The 19735-nt window shown below is 65.6% G+C and carries 20 protein-coding genes; 11 read left to right on the forward strand and 9 right to left on the reverse strand.

The annotated features are described in order from the left end of the window. Positions 1–26: 26 nt before the first annotated feature. Positions 27–1289, forward strand: coding sequence for a KasA/KasB family beta-ketoacyl-ACP synthase (locus AB0N05_RS12480; RefSeq protein ID WP_364691564.1), 1263 nt, complete (start codon positions 27–29; stop codon positions 1287–1289). 23 nt (positions 1290–1312) lie between these two features. Here AB0N05_RS12480 and AB0N05_RS12485 read toward each other — a convergent pair whose 3' ends face one another. Continuing rightward, the gene (locus AB0N05_RS12485; protein ID WP_364691567.1) at positions 1313–1885 is read right to left on the reverse strand and encodes a TetR/AcrR family transcriptional regulator; all 573 of its coding nucleotides are present in this window, start codon (positions 1883–1885) and stop codon (positions 1313–1315) included. 3 nt (positions 1886–1888) lie between these two features. Between AB0N05_RS12485 and AB0N05_RS12490 the strand changes: the two genes are divergently transcribed. Beyond that, a complete protein-coding gene (locus AB0N05_RS12490) occupies positions 1889–5122 on the forward strand; it encodes an arabinosyltransferase domain-containing protein (RefSeq protein ID WP_364691570.1) in 3234 nt (1077 codons plus the stop codon). A gap of 38 nt (positions 5123–5160) precedes the next feature. On the opposite strand, the gene AB0N05_RS12495 is transcribed toward AB0N05_RS12490, so the two are convergent. Continuing rightward, complete coding sequence (locus AB0N05_RS12495) at positions 5161–5298, reverse strand: hypothetical protein (protein ID WP_364691574.1); 138 nt, start codon at positions 5296–5298, stop codon at positions 5161–5163. A gap of 76 nt (positions 5299–5374) precedes the next feature. On the opposite strand from AB0N05_RS12495, the gene AB0N05_RS12500 reads away from it, so the two are divergent. Then, positions 5375–5587 carry a hypothetical protein gene (locus tag AB0N05_RS12500; RefSeq protein ID WP_364691577.1) on the forward strand — a complete coding sequence of 71 codons (213 nt, stop codon included), beginning with the start codon at positions 5375–5377 and terminating at the stop codon, positions 5585–5587. Between the two features lie 24 nt (positions 5588–5611). On the opposite strand, the gene AB0N05_RS12505 is transcribed toward AB0N05_RS12500, so the two are convergent. From AB0N05_RS12505 to AB0N05_RS12515, 3 genes are all read right to left on the reverse strand, one after another. Beyond that, positions 5612–6418: an alpha/beta fold hydrolase gene (locus AB0N05_RS12505; RefSeq protein ID WP_364691580.1), complete on the reverse strand. Its 807-nt coding sequence runs from the start codon at positions 6416–6418 to the stop codon at positions 5612–5614. 119 nt (positions 6419–6537) lie between these two features. Continuing rightward, the gene (locus AB0N05_RS12510) at positions 6538–7473 is read right to left on the reverse strand and encodes an alpha/beta hydrolase (protein WP_364691583.1); all 936 of its coding nucleotides are present in this window, start codon (positions 7471–7473) and stop codon (positions 6538–6540) included. A 125-nt stretch (positions 7474–7598) separates the two neighbouring features. Further along, the gene (locus tag AB0N05_RS12515; protein ID WP_364691586.1) at positions 7599–8585 is read right to left on the reverse strand and encodes a potassium channel protein; all 987 of its coding nucleotides are present in this window, start codon (positions 8583–8585) and stop codon (positions 7599–7601) included. 129 nt (positions 8586–8714) lie between these two features. Here AB0N05_RS12515 and AB0N05_RS12520 point away from each other — a divergent pair, with 129 nt between their 5' ends. Further along, positions 8715–10397, forward strand: coding sequence for an ATP-binding cassette domain-containing protein (locus AB0N05_RS12520; protein WP_364691589.1), 1683 nt, complete (start codon positions 8715–8717; stop codon positions 10395–10397). 57 nt (positions 10398–10454) lie between these two features. On the opposite strand, the gene AB0N05_RS12525 is transcribed toward AB0N05_RS12520, so the two are convergent. The 4 genes from AB0N05_RS12525 to AB0N05_RS12540 form a co-directional block, all read right to left on the reverse strand. Beyond that, positions 10455–10808 carry a hypothetical protein gene (locus AB0N05_RS12525; RefSeq protein WP_364691592.1) on the reverse strand — a complete coding sequence of 118 codons (354 nt, stop codon included), beginning with the start codon at positions 10806–10808 and terminating at the stop codon, positions 10455–10457. Between the two features lie 41 nt (positions 10809–10849). Continuing rightward, positions 10850–11347 carry an NUDIX domain-containing protein gene (locus AB0N05_RS12530; protein WP_364691595.1) on the reverse strand — a complete coding sequence of 166 codons (498 nt, stop codon included), beginning with the start codon at positions 11345–11347 and terminating at the stop codon, positions 10850–10852. A gap of 497 nt (positions 11348–11844) precedes the next feature. Further along, complete coding sequence (locus tag AB0N05_RS12535) at positions 11845–12342, reverse strand: hypothetical protein (protein WP_364691597.1); 498 nt, start codon at positions 12340–12342, stop codon at positions 11845–11847. Between the two features lie 352 nt (positions 12343–12694). Beyond that, positions 12695–13243, reverse strand: a complete 549-nt coding sequence (locus AB0N05_RS12540) for a hypothetical protein (RefSeq protein WP_364691600.1) — start codon at positions 13241–13243, stop codon at positions 12695–12697. A gap of 185 nt (positions 13244–13428) precedes the next feature. On the opposite strand from AB0N05_RS12540, the gene AB0N05_RS12545 reads away from it, so the two are divergent. From AB0N05_RS12545 to AB0N05_RS12575, 7 genes are all read left to right on the forward strand, one after another. Beyond that, complete coding sequence (locus tag AB0N05_RS12545; RefSeq protein ID WP_364691603.1) at positions 13429–14643, forward strand: MoxR family ATPase; 1215 nt, start codon at positions 13429–13431, stop codon at positions 14641–14643. Positions 14644–14675: 32 nt separating this feature from the next. Continuing rightward, complete coding sequence (locus tag AB0N05_RS12550) at positions 14676–15644, forward strand: DUF58 domain-containing protein (protein WP_364692332.1); 969 nt, start codon at positions 14676–14678, stop codon at positions 15642–15644. Beyond that, complete coding sequence (locus AB0N05_RS12555; protein ID WP_364691606.1) at positions 15641–16645, forward strand: VWA domain-containing protein; 1005 nt, start codon at positions 15641–15643, stop codon at positions 16643–16645. Before AB0N05_RS12550 ends, AB0N05_RS12555 begins: the two co-directional genes overlap by 4 nt. 49 nt (positions 16646–16694) lie before the next feature. Further along, positions 16695–17414, forward strand: a complete 720-nt coding sequence (gene fabG1 / locus AB0N05_RS12560; protein WP_364691608.1) for a 3-oxoacyl-ACP reductase FabG1 — start codon at positions 16695–16697, stop codon at positions 17412–17414. 77 nt (positions 17415–17491) lie between these two features. Continuing rightward, on the forward strand, positions 17492–18328 hold the full coding sequence (inhA, locus tag AB0N05_RS12565; protein ID WP_364691611.1) for an NADH-dependent enoyl-ACP reductase InhA: 837 nt from the start codon (positions 17492–17494) through the stop codon (positions 18326–18328). Positions 18329–18358: 30 nt separating this feature from the next. After that, positions 18359–19462, forward strand: coding sequence for a ferrochelatase (locus tag AB0N05_RS12570; RefSeq protein WP_364691614.1), 1104 nt, complete (start codon positions 18359–18361; stop codon positions 19460–19462). Between the two features lie 22 nt (positions 19463–19484). Continuing rightward, positions 19485–19733: a hypothetical protein gene (locus AB0N05_RS12575; RefSeq protein ID WP_364691616.1), complete on the forward strand. Its 249-nt coding sequence runs from the start codon at positions 19485–19487 to the stop codon at positions 19731–19733. The last annotated feature ends 2 nt before the right edge of the window (positions 19734–19735 follow it).

A 19735-nucleotide genomic window follows, 5' to 3' on the forward strand; every position in this document is an offset into this window, starting at 1 on the left:
CGGATCAGGACCTGACCGTCCTGCGAATGGTGGACTACGTGATTAATCCTTTCAGCGTGGATGGGGCTTTCCCTGCTGTCGTGGTCACGAGTCTGGCTGCGACAACGTCGATTTCAGGTGACGTCGACGCGACCTGGAAGGGTCTGCTGAACGGCGAGAGTGGGATCGATTTTCTGACCGACGATTTCATCGAGGACTACAGTCTCCCCGTTCGGATCGGCGGACACCTGAAGGTGTCACCGGATACGTTGTTGAGCCGGGTCGAGATTCGGCGCATGTCGTATGTCGAGCGGCTCGCCACCGTGCTCGGCCGTGAGGTGTGGAAGAACGCCGGTAGTCCGGAGGTCGATCCGCTGCGACTGGGTGTGGCCATCGGTACCGGTCTCGGTGGTGCGGATGCGCTTATCGACTCGAACGAGAAGATGAAGAACAGCGGCTACCGGAAGGTTTCGCCGTTGGCTGTTCAGATGATCATGCCGAATGGGCCCGCCGCCGTTGTCGGGCTCGAGCTTGGTGCGAGAGCTGGTGTGATTACGCCGGTTTCGGCCTGCTCCTCGGGTGCCGAGGCGATTGCCAATGCATGGCGGATGATCGTGATGGGTGACGCGGATATGGTTGTGACCGGAGGTGTCGAGGGCTATATCGATCCTCTTCCGATCGCGACGTTCTCGATGATGCGTGCCATGAGTACGCGTAACGATGATCCGAAGGCGGCGTCGCGACCGTTCGACAAGGACCGGGACGGTTTCGTGTTCGGAGAAGCGGGTGCGCTCATGGTCCTCGAGACCGAAGAGCATGCGAAGGCACGCGGAGCCACCATTCATGCTCGGCTGCTGGGCGCGGGGGTGACCTCCGACGGATTCCATCTCGTGGCCTCGGACCCGGAAGGCACCGGTATCGCCCGTGCCATGCAGCGTGCGATGCAGACCGCGGGACTATCCACGGGCGATATCACACATGTGAACGCGCACGCGACGGCCACTTCCATCGGTGATGTCTCGGAGGCGAAAGCGATTCATAAGGCTGGTGTTTCGCATGCTTCGGTGTATGCGCCCAAGTCCGCCCTGGGCCATTCGATCGGTGCGGTGGGTGCGCTCGAGTCGGTGCTCACGGTCCTCAGCATTCGAGATGGGATTGTCCCGCCCACCCTGAATCTGGAGAACCAGGATCCGGAGATAGATCTGGATGTCGTGCACGGCGAGGCACGCCAGCAGAGCATCGAGTACGCGATCAACAACTGCTTTGCCTTCGGCGGGCACAATGTCGCGCTCGTATTCGGCCGGTACTGACAGACCGTGTCGCGCAGTGCGTGTCAGGTGGGGGCGAGTATGACGTCGTCGACCAGGCGGAGGAATTCGCGGTCGATGGCGGCGGGGTCTTCGGCGGTGAAGTAGCGCATTACGAAGCCCTGGAGGGCGGTGAGGCCGACTATGGCTCGGGTGGCGGCGATTTCGGGGGGCATGCCTACGGCTCGGAGGCGGATTTCGAAGTTGTGGATCAGTTGGGTGAGGGTTTGGGCGGTGTAGGTGGCGTAGGGGCTGTTTTGGGCGCAGGCGGCGCCGAAGACTTGTTCGAGGATGCGGACGCTTACGCGGCGCTCGCCTCGGGTGATGGAGTGCCAGTCGGCCAGGATGTAGGCGCGGAGGTCGGCCATCGAGGAGGAGACTTCGGGGTCGGGGGTGAATTGGCGTTGTTCGTGGGCGAGGACTTCGAGGATGAGTTTCTCCTTGGAGCCGAAGTAGTAGATCAGCATTCTGGCGCTGGTGCCCATCTCCGCAGCTAGAGAACGTAGGGATGTTTCGACCACGCCTGTGCGGGAGAGGATCTCGCATGCTTGGCTCAAGAGCTCCTCGCGCCTTGGCGAGTCGGTCGGCCGACGTGTCACGGCTTGACTGTAACAAGTGTTTCAACTAGATGTTGCTTGGTGACCAGACATGGGTGGCGTCGAATTGCTTTGGTAGCCGGGTTGATCGGCGCTGTGCTGGCTGTGCTGGTGCCGTTTCTGCCTGTGCGCCAGGAACAGGCGTCGTTGTCGTGGCCACAGGCGGGGCAAACGGGCAGTGTCACAGCGCCATTGGTGTCGTATTCGCCGACCAAGGTGACGGTGTATGTCCCGTTGGCCGCTGTGTCGAGGCTTGGTGAGCATGGCGGGAATGTGGTGTCGACCGTGCCGCCGCAGTCCGGGCAGTCGTGGCATTACGGCCTGAATGCGGTGGTCACGCCGGAACAAAGCGGTAGCCGGTTGCAGGTGGTGCTGCGGGATCGGACGCTGCTCGATACTTCGACGGTGGGCCTGCCGCCGGACGGTCGGGTGGTGATCGTGTCCGACAGTGCCCGCACCAGCGTGGATATCGGTGTCAGTGAGCCTGTGACGGTGGAGGGGGATTTCCGCCCGCAGTTGGTGGGGCTATTCACCGATCTCGCGGACCCCGTGGCGGCGGGTGTGCGCGCCGAGGTGGTGATCGATTCGCGGTTCACGACCTCGCCCTCGGTGTGGAAGCTGTGCGCGATCGTCGGAGCCTTGCTCGCGACCGCGCTGGCATTGTGGGCGCTGCATCGGCTCGACGGTCTCGATGGCCGCCGCAATCGGCGGGTGCTGCCGCGGCGCTGGTGGAAGCCGCGGCTGGCAGATGGCGTGATCGTCGGGACCTTGATCGTGTGGTACTTCATCGGTGTGGGTACCGCCGACGATGGCTACATCCTCGGCATGGCCCGAACCGCTTGGCACGCGGGCTATCTGGCCAATTACTTCGCCTACTTCGGTGTGCCCGAGACACCGATCGGGATCCCGTACGACTACCTGTTCGGAATGCTGGCGGAAGTCTCCACGGCGAGCATTGTGGTGCGATTGCCGGAACTGATTCTCGCGATCGTGTGCTGGCTGCTGATCAGCCGGGAAGTGCTGCCGCGACTGGGGATCGCCGCGCGAACCGAGCGGGCCGCGATCTGGGCAGGCGGCCTGCTGTTCCTTGCCTTCTGGCTGCCCTACAACAACGGTCTACGTCCCGAACCCGCCGTCGCCGTGGGAGTCTTGCTCACTTGGGTATCGATGGAACGCGCATTGGCGACCCGGCGGCTGACACCGGCCGTGCTCGCGCTGCTGCCCGCCGCATTGGCGGTGGTCACCAACCCCTCCGGGCTGATCTGTTTCGCCGCGCTTTTGGCCGGTGCCCGCCCCTTGATGCAGATCGTCGTCGACCGTGCGCGCACCTACGGTTACGCAGCGGTGATCGCACCCGCGCTGGCGACTGGCCTGGTGGTCCTCACGATCGTGTTTGTGGGCCAACCGATTTCGGCGATCGCACCGATGCTCGAGGCGCACAAGATCGTCGGCCCGCAGATGCCATGGCAGGACGAATACCTCGTCTATCAGAATCTGTTCCAGGCGATCCCGGACGGCTCGCTGGCACGACGATTCGCGATGCTGACCTTGTTCTTGACCCTCGGCGTGGCCCTGCTGGCGCTCCTGCGGCGAGGCGGCCGAATCCCGGGTTTGGCTGCGGGACCGACACGGCGGATCGTGGGCACCACGATCGCCGCGATTCCGCTCATGACGTTCTCGCCCACGAAATTCACCCATCACCTGGGTGTATTCGCCGGGTTGGCCGGGGCGGTGGCCGTGGTCGCCGCCGTCGCGGCAGGCCCTCGGGTAATACGGTCACCGCGAAATCGTGCGCTGCTGGCCGCCGCGGTACTCGCGGTGCTGGCACTGTCGTTCGCCAGCTCCAATAGCTGGTGGTATGTCGCCAGCTACGGAATACCGTGGTGGGACAAGCCGATTTCGATTCACGGAATCTCCATCGGCACAGTCTTTCTCGCCTTCTCGTTCCTGGCTGTTGCGGTCACGGGGTGGCTGCATGTCCGCGAACCCTTCCGCCGCACCGAACCTCCGGCACGCAGACAACCTCCGATCCTTACCGCAGCGATAGCGCTGGTGGTGGTGTTCGAAGTGGCGTCGTTCGTGAAAGCCGCCATCACCCAGTACCCGGCGTACTCGATCGCGAAATCGAACCTGGCCGCGCTGGGTGGCAGCTCGTGTGGGCTGGCCGATGACGTACTCGTGGAATCGGACCCGAATGCCGGTGTACTCCAGCCCTTTTCCGGCGACCCCGCCACGGCGCTGGGCGCCGGGGCCGATGACGGCTTCACCGCCAATGGACTCAATCTCAACGACCTGACTCCCGATGCCTCGGATGCCGCCGCCGCATCGGTCGGTCAGTCACTGGGCAGCACGGGCACGACGACCAAGGCGGAGACCGACAGCACCAGCTCCGGCGATACCGTCCGGACCGGCATCAACGGCAGTAGCATCCCCCTGCCCTTCGGCCTGAATCCGGCGATGACACCAATGCTCGGCAGCTACGGAAGTCCCGGTGCGAAAAAGGATCTGATCTCGGGCTGGTACCGGCTGCCCGAGGCGCAAGCGGGGGGTGGCCGCGGCGAGATCATCGCGATCGCCGCCGCCGGGCGCGTCGCCTCGACCGATCTCGACAACCTGCCTGTGGCAGGGCAATCCGTCCAGGTCGAATACGGTGTCGCGGACGCCGGGGACGTACAAGCATTGGGCCGGATCACGCCCGAGGACGTGAATGTGCTCCAGCCATCCTGGAGAAACCTGCGAATTCCGTTGAAAGACCTACCGATTCAGGCGAACGCCGTCCGTATCGTCGCCGCCGTCGACAGCTCGGATCCGGAGCAGTGGGTGGCGGTGACCCCGCCACGCGTCCCGGCCTTGCAAACACTCGATTCACTGGTCGGGCATTCCACCCCGGTCTTGATGGATTGGCTTGTCGGCCTGCAATTCTCGTGCCAGCAACCCATGCGGCACCGCTACGGAGTGGCCGAAGTGCCGAAATACCGCATCACCCCGGAGTTCTCGGCCGCCATCATGACCACCAACTGGCAGAGCCACAACTCCGGCGGCCCCCTCGGCTACATCGATCTGCTTACCCGCGCCCAGGTCATGCCGTCCTACCTACGCGACGACTGGAAACGAAACTGGGGCGAGATCCACAAACTCATCCCCTACGACCCAGCGGCCACCGACGCATCGCTGAACACCGCGACCGTGCAGCGCACCGGGCTGTGGAATCCGGGACCGTTGAACTTCGAGATTCGGTAGAAGTCGGCCTGGAGCGGTCGGCCGCAGGGTCCGCGCAGTCAGTTGTCGTTGGCCGTGCCGTGGTCCCCGTCGCACCATTGGTCGGCGGGGACCACGGCACGGACCTCGGCGATGTGTTCGCCGCAGCCTGCCCAGGTGATCTTGGCGCAGGTTTCGCAGGGGACGGGCTGGCACATAGGGGATTCCTTCTTTAGAGGTGTGGGCTGACGCTTGCCGATTCGACGGCCTCGGCAAACTCGCAGAACGCATCATATGCGCGCCCTTGCGGACGGCTGCGAGGGCTCGCTCTCAGGCGTCGAAGTCGATTGGACGCCCGACAAGATGTCGCTCTTCGTGGAGGGTGCGGCTCGGGCCGCGAAAAGGCTGGGCGTTACCGCGCTTCCGCCGCTCACGGGGATCGGCGTTGCGGCCTTGGCGGAGCCCGACCTCCTGGTGGAGATCGAGGCAACCGCGATTCTGGATTGAGACGACCGGGATTCGAAGATGTGCTCAGGCGGCGAGGAAGTTGATGATGACTCGGTTTACTTCCTCGGGGCGCTCGATGTAGCCGTAGTGGCCGCAGTGCTCGATTTCGGTGTACTGCGCGCCGGGGATGGCTGTGGCGACCTCGCGGCCGAAGACCGGGGGGACCATGCGGTCATCGGCGAAACCGACGATCAGGCTGGGGACGGCGATTCGCTGGTAGGCGGTGAGACGGTCCTGGGAGCGGTCCATACGCAGTTGGGCGCGGACGCCCGGTGTGGGGGTGGCGGTGGCGGTGTACTCGAAGATGTCGAGCCATTCCTGGGCTCGGGCGGGGTCTTCGAGGGTGTGAGGGGAGAGGTTGAGCATGGCCTTGATGGCCGCGGCGTACTCGGCGGGGAGCTGGATGCCCTTGTCGGCCAGGGCCTGCTCGCCTCGATTGAGCATGGACGAGAGCGGGTGGGGGCGTCCGGTGGCAGCCATCATGATCGCCTTGCGGACCAGTTCCGGTCGTGAAAGGGCCAGTTCGGCAACGACTCTGGAGCCCAGCGAGGTGCCGACGACATGAGCCGGTCCGCCGCCGAGGTGCTCGATCAATCCGGCGGTATCGCCGACCAGATCGGCGATGCTCATGCCCGCGGCGCACTCATCCGAGGGCGCGATGCCGCGATTGTCCATGGTCACGACCCGGAATCCGGCCTTGACCAGCGCCGGTACCTGGTACGACTTCCACACCCGCCCGGGGCTGCCGGTGCCCATGACCAGCACCACGAGCGGACCGTCACCGGTGACCTCGTAGTTGAGCCGGATCCCATTGACGCTGACTACGGGCATGAGCCTTCTTTCGAGTGGCACGGGCGGACGGAACCGCGAGAACCGTATCCGATGGCGAACCTGGGCAAGACATCAAGCTGGCCCGGATCACCTGCCTGGCGGCGGGATGTGCGGCGGGGTCACCGGTTCGTGATATCGCCGTTCGATTCGATCCCGTTGAGGGCGTTGCCGAGGGCGGTGACCTGGGCGTCGAAGAATGCTTGGGAGACGGGTGTTTTGGGTTCGATGTAATCGAATCCGTGATAGGCGCGGGGGACGACCTCGAGGGTGCATGCGACACCCGCCTCTTGGAGCCGCCGCGCATAATCGACATCTTCATCGTGGAAGAGGTCATGGGTGCCGACGCCGATCCAGGCTGGCGGTAGGCCCGCCAAGTCGTTGTGGCGGGCCGGAACGGCGAGTTCGGGTGCGGTGTCGCCTGCCGGTGGCGTTCCGAGATAGCTGGCCCAGCTGAAGCTATTGCTGGACGGGCTCCAGATGCGGAGCGTGCGCGGGTCGATATCGGTGCGGGCGCAGGTGCGGTCGTCGAGCATCGGATACACCAGGAGTTGAAAGATCGGGTGGAACTCGCCCCGCTCGCGCGCGAGGAGGGCGAGCGCGGCGGCCAGGCCGCCCCCGGCACTCGGCCCACCGATGGCGATGCGCGCCGAGTCCACGTCGGATTGGGCTGCGAGCCAGCGCAATCCGGTGTAGCAGTCCTCGAGTGGGGTCGGATACGGGTGTTCCGGTGCGAGGCGGTAGTCGACGGAGACCACGACTATGCCGAGCCGGTCGGCGAATGCCCGGCATTGGGTGTCCTCCATGGCGGCCCTGCCGACGACCGTGCCGCCGCCGTGCATCCACAGCAGGCCGGGCATCGGGCCGCTGTGTCCGGCCGGTCGGAACACTCTGACCGGGACATGCGGACCAGACTGTGCGACAACAGCGTTCGCGCGTGGGTCCAGCGGCGTAAGGCCGATGAGCCGTCGGATCAACCGCAATCGGCGCGGTCCGACCACGGTCCGCGGTAGGTACCGCGCCATGCGCAGGTCGGGGTGAAAATCGGGTGCCGGCATTCGGGCTGACCTCTCCATCGGTCCGTGCTGTTCAACGGAGTCCTCGATCAGCATGCGGGTCACATCGCTTGTTCCGCTTGCCAATTCCCGCCGATCTGTCGGGATGGAGATGATGTGTGGGCCGCCTAGTCGGCGGCGTGTTTGCGAACCGCGTCGAGTTGGGTGGGCGTGCCGAGGACGATCAGAACGGTGTCGACGTGAAGCGGGCTGTCGTCGGCCGGGTTGGCAATGAAGTGACCGGCGGGGGTTCGCAGCGCTATGACGAGTGCGCCTGTGGTGCGGCGCAGGTCGGAATCGGTGAGGGAGCGGTCTATGAGGGGAGATCGGGGGCCGATGGTGATTTCCTCGATGCGGTATTCGAGGGTTTCATCGTGCATGACCACGTCGAGGAATTCGGCGACATTGGGTTGCAGGGCGAAGGCCGCCATGCGACGCCCGCCGATGAGTTGGGGATTGACCGCTCGATTCGCGCCCGCACGAAGGAGTTTGGATTTGGAGCCCTCGGTGCGTGCGCGGGCGATGATCACCAGATCCGTGCGCAGTGCCCGGCTCGACAGGGTCACGTAGACATTGTCGGCGTCGCTGTCGAGGGCCGCGATCAGGGCTCGGGCGTGGGTGATTCCGGCCGCTTCGAGAACGCTGTCATCGGTGACATCGCCGTGCACGCTCGGAAATTCGATGTCCTGCAAGCGTTGTGCGTTGCGGTCGACGACCACGATGGTCTTGCCGAGGCTGGCGAGGTATTGGGCGGTGGAGCGGCCGACTCTGCCCCAGCCGCACACGATGATGTGCCCGCGCATGCGGTCTATTCGGCGGTCCATTCGTCTGCGCTCCAAGTGGTTTCGTAGATGTCCCTCGATGAGGGCCTCGAGCAGGACGCCGAACATATAGAAGACGGTGCCCGCGCCGACCAGGATCAGCGCCATGGTGAACACCTGGCCCGTGGGACTGAGCGGATGCACCTCGCGGAATCCGACGGTCGTGATGGTCGTGACGGTCTGATAGAGCGCGTCGATGAGCGCGAATCCCAGGATCACGTAGCCGGTGGTGCCCACGAGCACCACCGAAAGGAACGCCAGCGCCACACGGGCGAGGCGTCGCAATGGGTTCACCTCAGGATTGTGGCACCGGCCCAGGCTCGCGCGGACGATCTTGCTTCATGGCGTGGCGGATGACCATGGTGATCTCCCACCGGTGCGAATCGGTTTGCGTGAACGGGTTGCGCCGGGTTGGCTGGGGGAGTGGCCCACATTGATATCGCGGACGTCGACTATTTCCTGCCCGATGGGCGGCAGTTGCTCAGTGGTGTCGGGTTCCGGATCGGGGAGGGCGTCAAGGCCGCGCTGATCGGGCCGAACGGGACCGGTAAGACGACCTTGCTGCGGATTATCGGTGGTGACACAACTGCTGATGAGGGGGCCGTGACGCGGTCGGGGTCGCTGGGGATCATGCGGCAGTTCGTGGGGCAGGTCCGCGATGAATCGACCGTGCGGGATCTCTTGCTGATGGTGTCCCCGGCGCAGGTCAGGGATGCGGCGCTGGCTCTGGAGGCCGCCGAGAACGCGCTCATCGAGAATGATGAGGAGCGGACCCAACTCGCGTATGCGCACGCGCTCTCGGATTGGGCGGACGCGGGCGGGTATGAGGCCGAGGCGTTTTGGGACATCGTGACCATGTCCGCCCTCGGCGTCGAGTTCGATCGGGCGAAATGGCGGGCCGCGAACACGCTGAGCGGAGGCGAACAGAAACGCCTGGTGCTGGAGGCCCTGTTCGCGGGACCGGATGAGGTGCTGCTGCTCGACGAGCCGGACAACTACCTGGATGTGCCCGGAAAGCAGTGGCTGGAACGGACCATCGCGGAATCCACCAAGTCGGTGCTGTTCGTCAGCCACGACCGGGAGCTGATCGCGAACGCGGCGACCCGCATCATCACGCTCGAGCCCGGCGTCAGCGGCGCGACCTCCTGGGTGCACGGCGGTGGCCTGAAGACGTATCAGCAAGCGCGAGAAGACCGCAACGCCCGATTGGACGAGCTGCGCAGGCGCTGGGAGGAAGAGCAGGTCAAACTGCGCGCGCTGGTGCTGCGATTGCGGGAGAAGGCGAAGTTCAATGACGGGATCGCCGCCCGCTATCAGGCCGCCCAGACGCGGCTGGCCAAGTTCGAGGAGGCCGGGCCGCCCGAGGCAATCCCCTTGCGGCAGAACGTATCCATGCGACTGCACGGCGGCCGCACCGGTAAGCGCGCGCTGGTGTGCACGGACCTGGGGCTCACCGGTCTGATGAAGCCGTTCGACGCCGAGATCTGGTACGGCGATCGGGTCGCGGTGCTCGGCTCCAATGGTTCGGGCAAGTCGCACTTCCTGCGATTGCTCGCGGCCGGTGGGACGGATCCGGATCGGGAGCATCTCCCGGTTCAGGCCCTGGACCTCGCTCCGGTTCCGCACACCGGCACCGCGGCCCTCGGGGCACGGGTCCGTCCCGGGTATTTCGCCCAAACCCACGGCCGTGCGGACCTGACCGGCCGCACGCTGCTCGAGATCCTGCACATGGGCGATGAGCATCGCAATGGCATGGGCCGCGAGGCCGCCACCCGCGTGCTCGACCGATACGGCCTCGCGCGCGCCGCCGAACAGCGCTATGACGAGCTCTCCGGCGGCCAGCAGGCGCGGATTCAGATCCTGCTGCTCGAACTCTCCGGCGCGACCATGCTGCTATTGGACGAGCCCACCGACAACCTCGATCTGCACTCGGCCGAGGCTCTCGAGCAGGGCATCGACGCATTCGAGGGAACGGTCATCGCCGTCACCCACGACCGTTGGTTCGCACGGGGATTCGATCGATTCCTGGTCTTCGGTTCGGACGGCGGCGTCTACGAATCCGATACCCCGGTGTGGGGCGAAACGCGGGTGCAGCGGGCTCGCTGATCGGTCGGCGGCGCTGACCGACGAGGCTCGCGGTTCAGCCGCGTCAGCCCCGCGGGTTCAGCCTCCGTGCGCGCCCAGCTTCTTGCGTGCGGCGGCGAACCAGGCCTGGGTGCCGACCAATCCGGCCTTGAGGTCCTTGGCGGCACCGTGGAATCCATACAGCTCCCCGGCGTACCGGGTCAGCACCGAGCCCTCGCGTTCGTCGAGTTCCTCCAGGAGTTCGACGTCCTCCAACAGGTAGGCGACCCCCGCCGTCTCACCATTCGTCCAGGTGGCGCGGTAATCCGCCCAGCCGTGCTCCCGGACCGCGCGGGCCCGCTCGACCAACTCCGTTTGCAGCGCGGCTCGATCGGCATCACTGGGCTCTCGCGGCGTGCGCTTGGCCCAGGCATTCGGTTTCGCATCCGGCATGTCCAACAGTCTGTCAGAGCGGGGCAGCCGGATTGCCCGGGCTACCTGGGCTGCGTCGGCTCTCCCGCGCGGTAGGCGCTGAGGATATGCCGGATCGAGGAGGTGACCGGCGGGTCGGTGTCGAGCGGAATCCATCGGTACCCGGCGTAATTGCTGAGCCGGATGGGTCCGGCAGCGGCCACCTCGACCGCGAAATGCTCACGGCGCACCGGCTTTCCGGCATTGTCCAGGTAGTCGAAATTGCCCAGGTGACGGACGATGTCGACCACCCTCAGACCGGTTTCCTCGAGCACCGCGCGCGCCACGGCGTCGGCGAGCGGTTCCCCCGGGCGCACCGTGGTGCCCGGTAAATTGAGCGGTCTGGGCCCCGCCGAATACTCCTCGCGCGCAAGCAGCAGCACCGCGCCGTCGTGTTCGAGCACGACGCCCACGCGCAAGGCCACTCCCTCCGCGGTGGCGCGCTGCTGTAAATCGGCCAATGCCTGTTCGCCGATGGATCGCCCCGGCGAAATCCCGTAATCCCACACGTCACACCACACATCCCGTACCGTCGGTCGCCCTCGACCGATAATGTCAACGCTACCGATTGAGAAGCACTGCGCGGCAGTGACATCCACAAGATTCGGCGCTTCTCCGCTGTACCACCGAGTACGCCGGAAAGTTTCGCGATCAGGCTCGTAGGCTCCCACAGAACTCGTTCCATGTAACTGTGCCGAACCGCGGTCGCGACCAACCCGTAACACAGCACACCGCCTGGGCGGCGCGACTGTGCGTGCGCAGGCCGGGCTGACCGTGCGTTCCACGAATTCTCCACAAATGCACCATGATTCGTTCGCATCGGTCGGTTACATGTGCGGCTGTGTCGAACAGTGCTGATCATGACGGCAGGCTGCGACGAGCTTTCGCTGTTCCGGGATCATGCGGAGGGCTGATCATGGCTGACGTCCGCGCACGGGCTCGGTGTGGCCAGTGCGGCAGTAAGCCTGCTGCTACCTAAGTCTCGATCGATTCGGGCCCCTGACCGGGCCGAATAGCCTCAAGCGCCGAGCATGAGTGGGCGGTGCGGATGCAAATGCACGACCGCGACCAGGTCACCGTAGGGAACCGCGCCGTTCGCCATGCGATGGGCCATGCGTGCCAATGCCCTTCGGGCACCGTATTTGATCCGCATGCCCTCTTTGGTCCGGTCGGCCAACTGACGGTCGTTGACGACGAACGCGGTGCCGTAATGCTGACGGGATCCCAGAGCGGGCCGACCGCGCCAATCGCCGGCCTGGATCACCACCCGGCCGTCCCACGCGAGCTGCTGCGCCTCGGCCCCGTGCGAGGAGAGCAGGAACGCGAGCCGGCCCTCTTCGAATGGCACCACCAGGTGTGGGGTGGTCGCGATGGAGCCCGGGGCGATGGCGCGGGTGACCACCACGGACTTGGCCTCCCACCACAGCGATCCTTCATGCCAGGTGCCGGAACCGCCGCGACCGCCGGGTGAGCCGGGCTGCGAGTGGAATGTAGCGTCAGGTGCGGTGCGGGTCATAGCTGGTCAATCTCCACAATCGTTGTCGTGCAATGCCTTTCGAAACGAGTCACGCTCCGCCGGGGGCATCGCAACTCGGCTCACCTTGCCGTGTCGGCCGAGTGCCGCGAACGCCCCAACTCGACGGTAGCGTCCTTTTCAAACCTGTGCCACGACCGCAGCCCGCGCGTCCACCTGCCGCCTGTGCTGTCTGTGTGCTCGTAATGATCAGTGCCGGAACGCTTCTGGCCTCGCACCGAGCTTGTCGGTATTGCGGCAGGTGACAGCGCGGGATGCCCTGAGCCGCAAGGTGTCTGGTGCGTAAGCCCCCTGGCGGCCATACTCCCTCGCGGTGATCTGCGTCACGGGCGGGTCAGAAGCGTTCGGTGAATTGGTACCAGGGGCCGTCGAGGTGTTCGTAGTGATAGTAGGGCGAAGGCGGTGGGGGATCGGTGGGGTAGTGGGCGAAGCCGATGGAGTTGATCCAGCCGCCGTCGGTGTACAGGAAGCAGGCGTTATTGCGTCTGCTGGTGGAGGTGATCGTGTAAACGCCGATTCGGCCGGTTCGGGTGCAGGTGGCGGCGGCGCTGTCGAGGCTCGATTTGGAAAGTTTCCACCCGACGGCGGCCGGTACGTCGGTGAGGTACAAGCCGAGGGTGATCAGGACTATCAGGGGAGTCAGGAAGACGAGAGGGAGCCGGGGGTTCCCGCCGCGCGCGCCGAGGACGATGGTGGTGATCAGCCACGCTATTCCGCAGATGGCCAGGCCCAGTCCGGCCAGGAAGAACAGTTCGAAGTCGCCCGCGGACATCGAGTACCAGAGCAGCACGCCGCACGGGAGCGTGGTCAGGACCGCGATGGCTGTGAGGATGCGGGAACCGGCGATCGGCCCGCGAGTGGGCGAACTTTCAGCTACCTCCATGCCTGTGATGATGCCCGAACGGGGGCTCGACACCCCGGCGAAGCGCAAATCAGAGGTACGAATGTCGGTGTGACGGTGGAACCTGTGAGCTGACTTCCGAGGTTGATCGCAACCGGGTGCGGCAATCGCGGCGGATACCTGGAATAGTTGGTGCGGCACGCACAGAGACCGAGGCGAAAGCGGGGATGTTGGTGACTTCGACTGAAGGTGTGAGCACGGTAAGCACGGTGAAGGAGCCGGCTCCGGCAACGAGCACCCTCGAGCGCGATGTCCAGACCCTGGAAAAGGCGATCTACGAAGTCAAACGGGTGATCGTCGGTCAGGATCGACTGGTCGAACGGTTGCTGGTGGGTGTGCTCGCGCGGGGCCATGTGTTGCTCGAGGGCGTGCCGGGTATCGCCAAGACGCTCGCGGTGGAGACGTTCGCAAAGGTGGTGGGCGGCAGCTTCTCCCGCGTCCAGTTCACCCCGGACCTGGTGCCCACCGACCTCGTCGGTACGCGCATCTACCGTCAGGGCCGCGAGGAATTCGATACCGAGCTGGGCCCGGTGGTCGCGAACTTCGTGCTGGCGGATGAGATCAACCGCGCCCCGGCGAAGGTGCAGTCGGCGCTGCTCGAGGTGATGGCCGAGCGGCATGTGTCGATCGGCGGCAAGACCTACCCGATGCCGAATCCGTTCCTGGTCATGGCGACTCAGAACCCGATCGAGAGCGAAGGCGTGTACCCGCTGCCCGAGGCGCAGCGCGACCGCTTCCTCTTCAAGGTGGTCGTGGACTACCCCTCGGTCGAGGAAGAGCGCGAGATCATCTACCGGATGGGTGTCACCCCGCCGGAGCCCAAGCCGATCCTGGATCCGGCCGAGGTGGTCCGCCTGCAGCAGGTGGCGGCTAATACCTTCGTGCACCACGCCCTGGTCGACTACGTCGTCCGCGTGATCGCCGCGACCCGTAAGCCCGCCGAGTTCGGCATGCACGATGTGGCCGGTTGGATTTCCTACGGCGCTTCGCCGCGTGCCAGCCTCGGCATCATCGCCGCGGCCCGCGCGGTGGCGCTCATCCGCGGTCGCGATTACGTGGTCCCGCAGGATGTCGTCGAGGTGATCCCGGACGTGCTGCGTCACCGCCTGGTGCTGTCCTATGACGCCCTGGCCGACGAGGTAAGCCCGGATGATGTCATCCGTCGCGTGCTTCAGACCGTCGGACTGCCGCAGGTGGCTCCGCAGGCGGTCGCTCCCGGTGCCGCCCCGGCCGCGCCGATGCCCGCTCCCGCCGCCGCACCGGCGATGGGTCCGCACGGCATCCCGCAGCCCCCGGCCGCGCCGCAGCCGCAGCCGCAGAGCATTCCGCAGCCGCCCAACGGCCAGATGCCCGGGGTGCCCGGCCAGCCGCAGCCGAAGTAGGGCGGGTCCTGGATTAGGTTGCGCCAGTGACGATGTCATTCCCCAGCGGTCCCACCCACGCCCCGCCGTCCTTCGACTCGGGGAACCTGAACGACCCCCGCTTGGCCGCGGCGTTGAAGACGCTCGAACTGACCGTGCGCCGCCGTCTCGACGGTGTACTGCACGGTGACCATATGGGTCTCATCCCCGGCCCGGGTTCCGAACCCGGTGATGCGCGCATGTATCAGCCGGGCGACGATGTGCGCCAGATGGATTGGTCGGTGACCGCCCGCACCACGCATGCGCATGTGCGGCAGATGGTCGCCGACCGCGAATTGGAGACCTGGCTGGTGGTGGACCTGTCCGCCAGCCTCGACTTCGGCACCGCCGACTGTCAGAAGCGCGACCTGGTGGTGGCGGCCGCGGCCGCGGTCACCCATTTGACCAGCGGCGGCGGTAACCGGATCGGCGCGGTGGTCGCCAATGGCGAACAGCTGATCCGGATTCCGGCCCGCAGTGGCCGGGTGCACGCGCAGACCATGCTGCGCAAGATCGCCACGACCCCGCACGCCCACGACGGTGTGCGCGGGGACCTGCGTGCCGCGGTGGAGGCCTTGCGGCGACCGCAGCGTAAACGCGGTCTGGCCGTGGTCATCTCGGATTTCCTCGGCGATATCGATTGGCAGCGCAGCCTGCGCGCCATTTCCGGCCGGCACGATCTGCTGGGGGTGGAGGTGCTCGATCCGCTGGATCTGGCGCTGCCCGATGTCGGTGACGTGGTCCTGCATGATCCGGAGACCGGGCGTACCCGCGAATTCAGCGTGACCCCGACTCTGCGTTCGGATTACGCGAAAGCCGCTCAGCAGCACCGGAATCAGGTCGAAGCGGCATTGCGCAGCTGCGGCGCCCCGGTGATGGAGCTGAGTACCGATCGGGATTGGATCACCGATGTGGTCCGATTCGTGTCCACCCGGCGCCACACTTTCGGCGCCTCGACGGCCGGGCGGGTGCCGCGACAGTGAGCATTTCGCATTTCACCTCGCAGATCTGGCTGGGTTTCCTGGCCATTATCGCGCTCATGGCGCTGATCTATGTGCTGGTGCAGCAGCGCCGGCGCAAGCATGTGCTGCGCTTCTCCAATATGCAGATGCTGGAGAAGGTCGCGCCGAATCGGCCCGGCGCGTTCCGGCATGTGCCGATCGCTTTGATGCTGGTCGGTTTGACGCTGTTGACCATTGCGGCCGCGGGTCCGACCGCGGCCAAGAAGGTGCCGCGCAACCGGGCCACGGTCATGCTGGTGATCGACGTGTCGCTGTCCATGGAGGCGACCGATGTGCCGCCGAGCCGAATTCAGGTGGCCAAGAAGGCGGCCAAGGAATTCGCCGATGGCCTGACCCCGGGTATCAATCTGGGTTTGGTGACCTTCGCGGGGACGGCGGCGGTGCAGATGTCGCCGACCACCAATCGTGAAGCGATCAAATCGGCCATCGACAATATGAAACTCGCCGAGCGCACCGCGACCGGTGAGGGAATTCTGACGGCGCTGCAATCCATCGACACCCTGGCCTCGGTGCTGGGTGGCGCGGAAACGCCTCCGCCCGCACGCATTGTGCTCATGTCCGACGGTAAGCAGACCGTTCCGGACGATAAGGATGTCGACAATCCCCGCCACGGCTTCACCGCCGCGCGTCTGGCGAAGGAGAAAGGCGTTCCGGTGTCGACGATTTCCTTCGGCACCACCTGGGGCACCGTGGAAATCCCGGACCAGGACGGTAAGGGCTCGCAACGGGTGCGGGTGCCGGTCGACGACGATTCGCTGCGTGAGATCGCGAAGCTGTCGGGCGGCGATTTCTACACCGCCTCCAGTCTCGAAGAGCTGAATGCCGTGTACGACACGCTCGAACAGCAAATCGGCTATGAGATGACGATGGGCGATGCCAGCCGGCCATGGCTGCTGCTCGGCCTGCTGGTGACCGCCTCGGGTGTGGTGACCGCGCTGCTCTATCGTCAACGCCTGCCGTAAATCGGTACCGCGCGCCGAGTCCCGAACACGAACAGATAGGTTTGCTTCTATGTCGAACATCACATCCCGGTCGGTACTGGTGACCGGTGGTAACCGCGGCATCGGCCTCGCGGTGGCCCAGCGCCTGCTCGCCGACGGACATAAGGTGGCCGTCACCCATCGCGGTTCCGGTGTGCCGGAGGGTCTCTTCGGCGTGAAATGCGATGTGACCGATTCGGAGTCGGTCGATCGGGCGTTCTCCGAGGTGGAGGCGCACCAGGGTCCGGTCGAGGTCGTCGTCGCGAATGCGGGCATTGTGGACAACACGCTGTTCATGCGCATGAGCGAGGAGTCGTTCACCAAGATCATCGACGCCAACCTCACCGGCGCGTGGCGAGTTGCCCAGCGCGCCAACCGCAATATGTTGAAGGGCCGTTGGGGCCGCGTCATCTTCCTCGGCTCGGTGGTCGGCCAGATCGGCGCGCCCGGCCAGGTCAACTACGCGGCGGCCAAGTCCGGTCTGATCGGTATGGCGCGCGCCATCACCCGTGAGGTCGGCAAGCGCAATATCACCGCGAATGTGGTGGCGCCGGGCCTGATCGACACCGATATGACTCGTGAGGAGATGACCGAGGAGAACCGCAAGGCCGCTCTCGACTTCATCCCGGCCGGCCGCATCGGTCAGCCCGAGGATGTCGCCGCGGCGATCAGCTTCCTCGCCTCGGACGACGCCTCCTACATCTCGGGTGCGATCATCCCCGTCGACGGCGGTATGGGCATGGGCCACTGAGCCTGTCGCTCAGTTAGTCTGTGCGCTCGAACTCCCCTGGCCATCAGCTTTTATCAACGAGGAGAACCGACCAACCCATGGGTGGATTGCTCGAAGGCAAGACCGTACTCATCACCGGAATCATCACCGATTCCTCCATCGCCTTCCACGCGGCCGCGGTCGCGCAGCAGCAGGGCGCGAAGGTGATCATCACCGGTATTCCGGAGCGGCTGCGGCTGATCGACCGGATCGCCAAGCGGTTGCCGCAGGAGGTTCCCCCGGCCATCGGCCTCGATGTCACCAATGAGGAGAACCTCGGCGAGCTGGCCGAGAAGGTTCGTGAGCTCGCGCCCGAGGGCGTCGACGGCGTACTGCACTCCATCGCGTTCGCGCCGCGCACCCTGATGGGTCCCGAGGCCATGCCGTTCCTGGACGGCCCGGGTCCGGACGCCGCCAAGGCATTCGAGATCTCGGCGTGGTCCTACGCCTCCCTCGCGCGCGCCGTGCTCCCCGTCATGAACGAGGGCGGCTCCATCGTGGGCATGGACTTCGATCCGCGCACCGCGATGCCGTACTACAACTGGATGGGTGTGGCCAAGGCCGCGCTCGAGTCGGTGAACCGGTATGTGGCGCGGGAGGTGGGCGAGGCCAAGCGGATTCGCTCCAACCTGATCGCCGCGGGTCCGATCAAGACCCTCGCCGCCAAGGCCATCGCGGGCACCGCCACCGATGACGCCAAGCAGCTGAACATGCTGAACACCTACTGGGACGGCGCATCCCCGATCGGCTGGGATGTCGACGACCCGACCGTGGTGGCCAAGTCCATCGTGGCCATGCTCTCGGATTGGCTGCCGGGCACCACCGGTTCGATCATCTACGTCGACGGCGGCGCCAGCCACAACACCTGGTTCCCCGCGGACGGTTTCCCCAACTGAGCCGAATTCGACTGAGCTGAAGGAGGAGTGGTGGCCGCGGAGCCCGCTCTGGACCCGGTGCTCGATACCGAGTCCGATTCGGATACAGCGGACGCGCTGCTACTGCTCTCGTTCGGTGGCCCCGAACGCCCCGAGGACGTGATGCCGTTCCTGGAGAACGTCACTCGGGGCAGGGGAGTACCTCCGGAACGCCTCGCCGAAGTCGCGGAGCACTACCTGCACTTCGGCGGGGTGTCGCCGATCAATGCGTTGAACCTCGACATCATCAAGGCGATCGAGGCCGAATTCGCCACGCGCGGAATCGATCTGCCGGTGTATTTCGGCAATCGCAATTGGCATCCGATGGTGGAGGACACCGTCGAGCGCATGCGCGATGACGGAATCCGTTCCGCCCTGGTGTTTCCCACCTCGGCGTGGGGTGGGTATTCGGGGTGCAAGCAGTATCACGAGGACATCGCCCGGGCGCGTGCGGCGGTGGACGATGCGCCCGAGATGGTCAAGCTGCGACAGTATTTCGATCATCCGCTGCTGATCGAGGCGTTCGCGGACGCCATACGCGCGGCCGTGGCCGAGCTACCCGGGGACCGCCGGGATCGTGCCCGGCTGGTCTTCACCGCGCATTCCATCCCGATCTCGGCCGACAATGCCTCCGGCCCGCCCGATGAGCTCAACCTCTACAGCCGTCAGGTCGCCGAGGCGGCCCGATTGTGTGCCGCCGCAACCGGTTTCGCGGACTACGACCTGGTCTGGCAGTCCCGTTCCGGTCCGCCGCAGGTGCCGTGGCTGGACCCGGACATTGTCGATCATCTCGACGCGCTCGCCGGGCAGGGCGTGGATTCGGTCGTGGTCTGCCCCGTGGGCTTCGTCTCCGATCACCTCGAGGTGATCTGGGATCTGGACAATGAGGCGCGCGAGCGTGCCGCCGAACTCGGCATGGCATTCGCCCGCGCGGCCACGCCCGGCACCGATCCGCGTTTCGCTCATCTGGTGGCCGATCTGGTCGAGGAACTCCGCACCGGCGCAAAGCCGTTGGCGCTGAGTTGTTTCCCGCGTCTGGGCTGCACCGCCAATGGTGAAGTGTGTGTGCCGGGATGTTGCGCCACACCATCTTCGGGTCGCCGTCCGGCGCGGTGAGCGGTCCGGTAACCTTCCGCCGGTGAACAGAGACAATAGGGCTCCGGTCCGGCGGGAGCAGGCCGGATATTCGGGTGGTTCGCGCAATGGCGCGGCGGCACGGCCGAAGCGGATGTTCGGTCGCCCGGACTGGTGGGTGTGGATTCCGATCCTCGGAATCCTGGAGGCCGCCTATGTGCTGGCGACACTGGCCGCCTCGACCTTGACGGCCGGTGTCCTGATCGCGATCGGCGTCGTCCTGGTGATCGCCGACTGCTGGTTCAATCGCTGAAA

The sequence above is a fragment of the Nocardia sp. NPDC051030 genome (assembly GCF_040683015.1).
Lineage (GTDB): Bacteria > Actinomycetota > Actinomycetes > Mycobacteriales > Mycobacteriaceae > Nocardia.

Excerpts from the sequence above, each read along its gene's own strand:
- AB0N05_RS12480 (WP_364691564.1), top strand. The coding sequence starts at position 27 with ATGGTGGACTACGTGATTAATCCTTTCAGCGTGGATGGGGCTTTCCCT.
- AB0N05_RS12495 (WP_364691574.1), bottom strand. The coding sequence starts at position 5,298 with ATGTGCCAGCCCGTCCCCTGCGAAACCTGCGCCAAGATCACCTGGGCA.
- AB0N05_RS12500 (WP_364691577.1), top strand. The coding sequence starts at position 5,375 with ATGCGCGCCCTTGCGGACGGCTGCGAGGGCTCGCTCTCAGGCGTCGAA.
- AB0N05_RS12505 (WP_364691580.1), bottom strand. The coding sequence starts at position 6,418 with ATGCCCGTAGTCAGCGTCAATGGGATCCGGCTCAACTACGAGGTCACC.
- AB0N05_RS12510 (WP_364691583.1), bottom strand. The coding sequence starts at position 7,473 with ATGCCGGCACCCGATTTTCACCCCGACCTGCGCATGGCGCGGTACCTA.
- AB0N05_RS12525 (WP_364691592.1), bottom strand. The coding sequence starts at position 10,808 with ATGCCGGATGCGAAACCGAATGCCTGGGCCAAGCGCACGCCGCGAGAG.
- AB0N05_RS12535 (WP_364691597.1), bottom strand. The coding sequence starts at position 12,342 with ATGACCCGCACCGCACCTGACGCTACATTCCACTCGCAGCCCGGCTCA.
- AB0N05_RS12540 (WP_364691600.1), bottom strand. The coding sequence starts at position 13,243 with ATGGAGGTAGCTGAAAGTTCGCCCACTCGCGGGCCGATCGCCGGTTCC.
- AB0N05_RS12545 (WP_364691603.1), top strand. The coding sequence starts at position 13,429 with ATGTTGGTGACTTCGACTGAAGGTGTGAGCACGGTAAGCACGGTGAAG.
- AB0N05_RS12550 (WP_364692332.1), top strand. The coding sequence starts at position 14,676 with ATGTCATTCCCCAGCGGTCCCACCCACGCCCCGCCGTCCTTCGACTCG.
- fabG1 (WP_364691608.1), top strand. The coding sequence starts at position 16,695 with ATGTCGAACATCACATCCCGGTCGGTACTGGTGACCGGTGGTAACCGC.
- inhA (WP_364691611.1), top strand. The coding sequence starts at position 17,492 with ATGGGTGGATTGCTCGAAGGCAAGACCGTACTCATCACCGGAATCATC.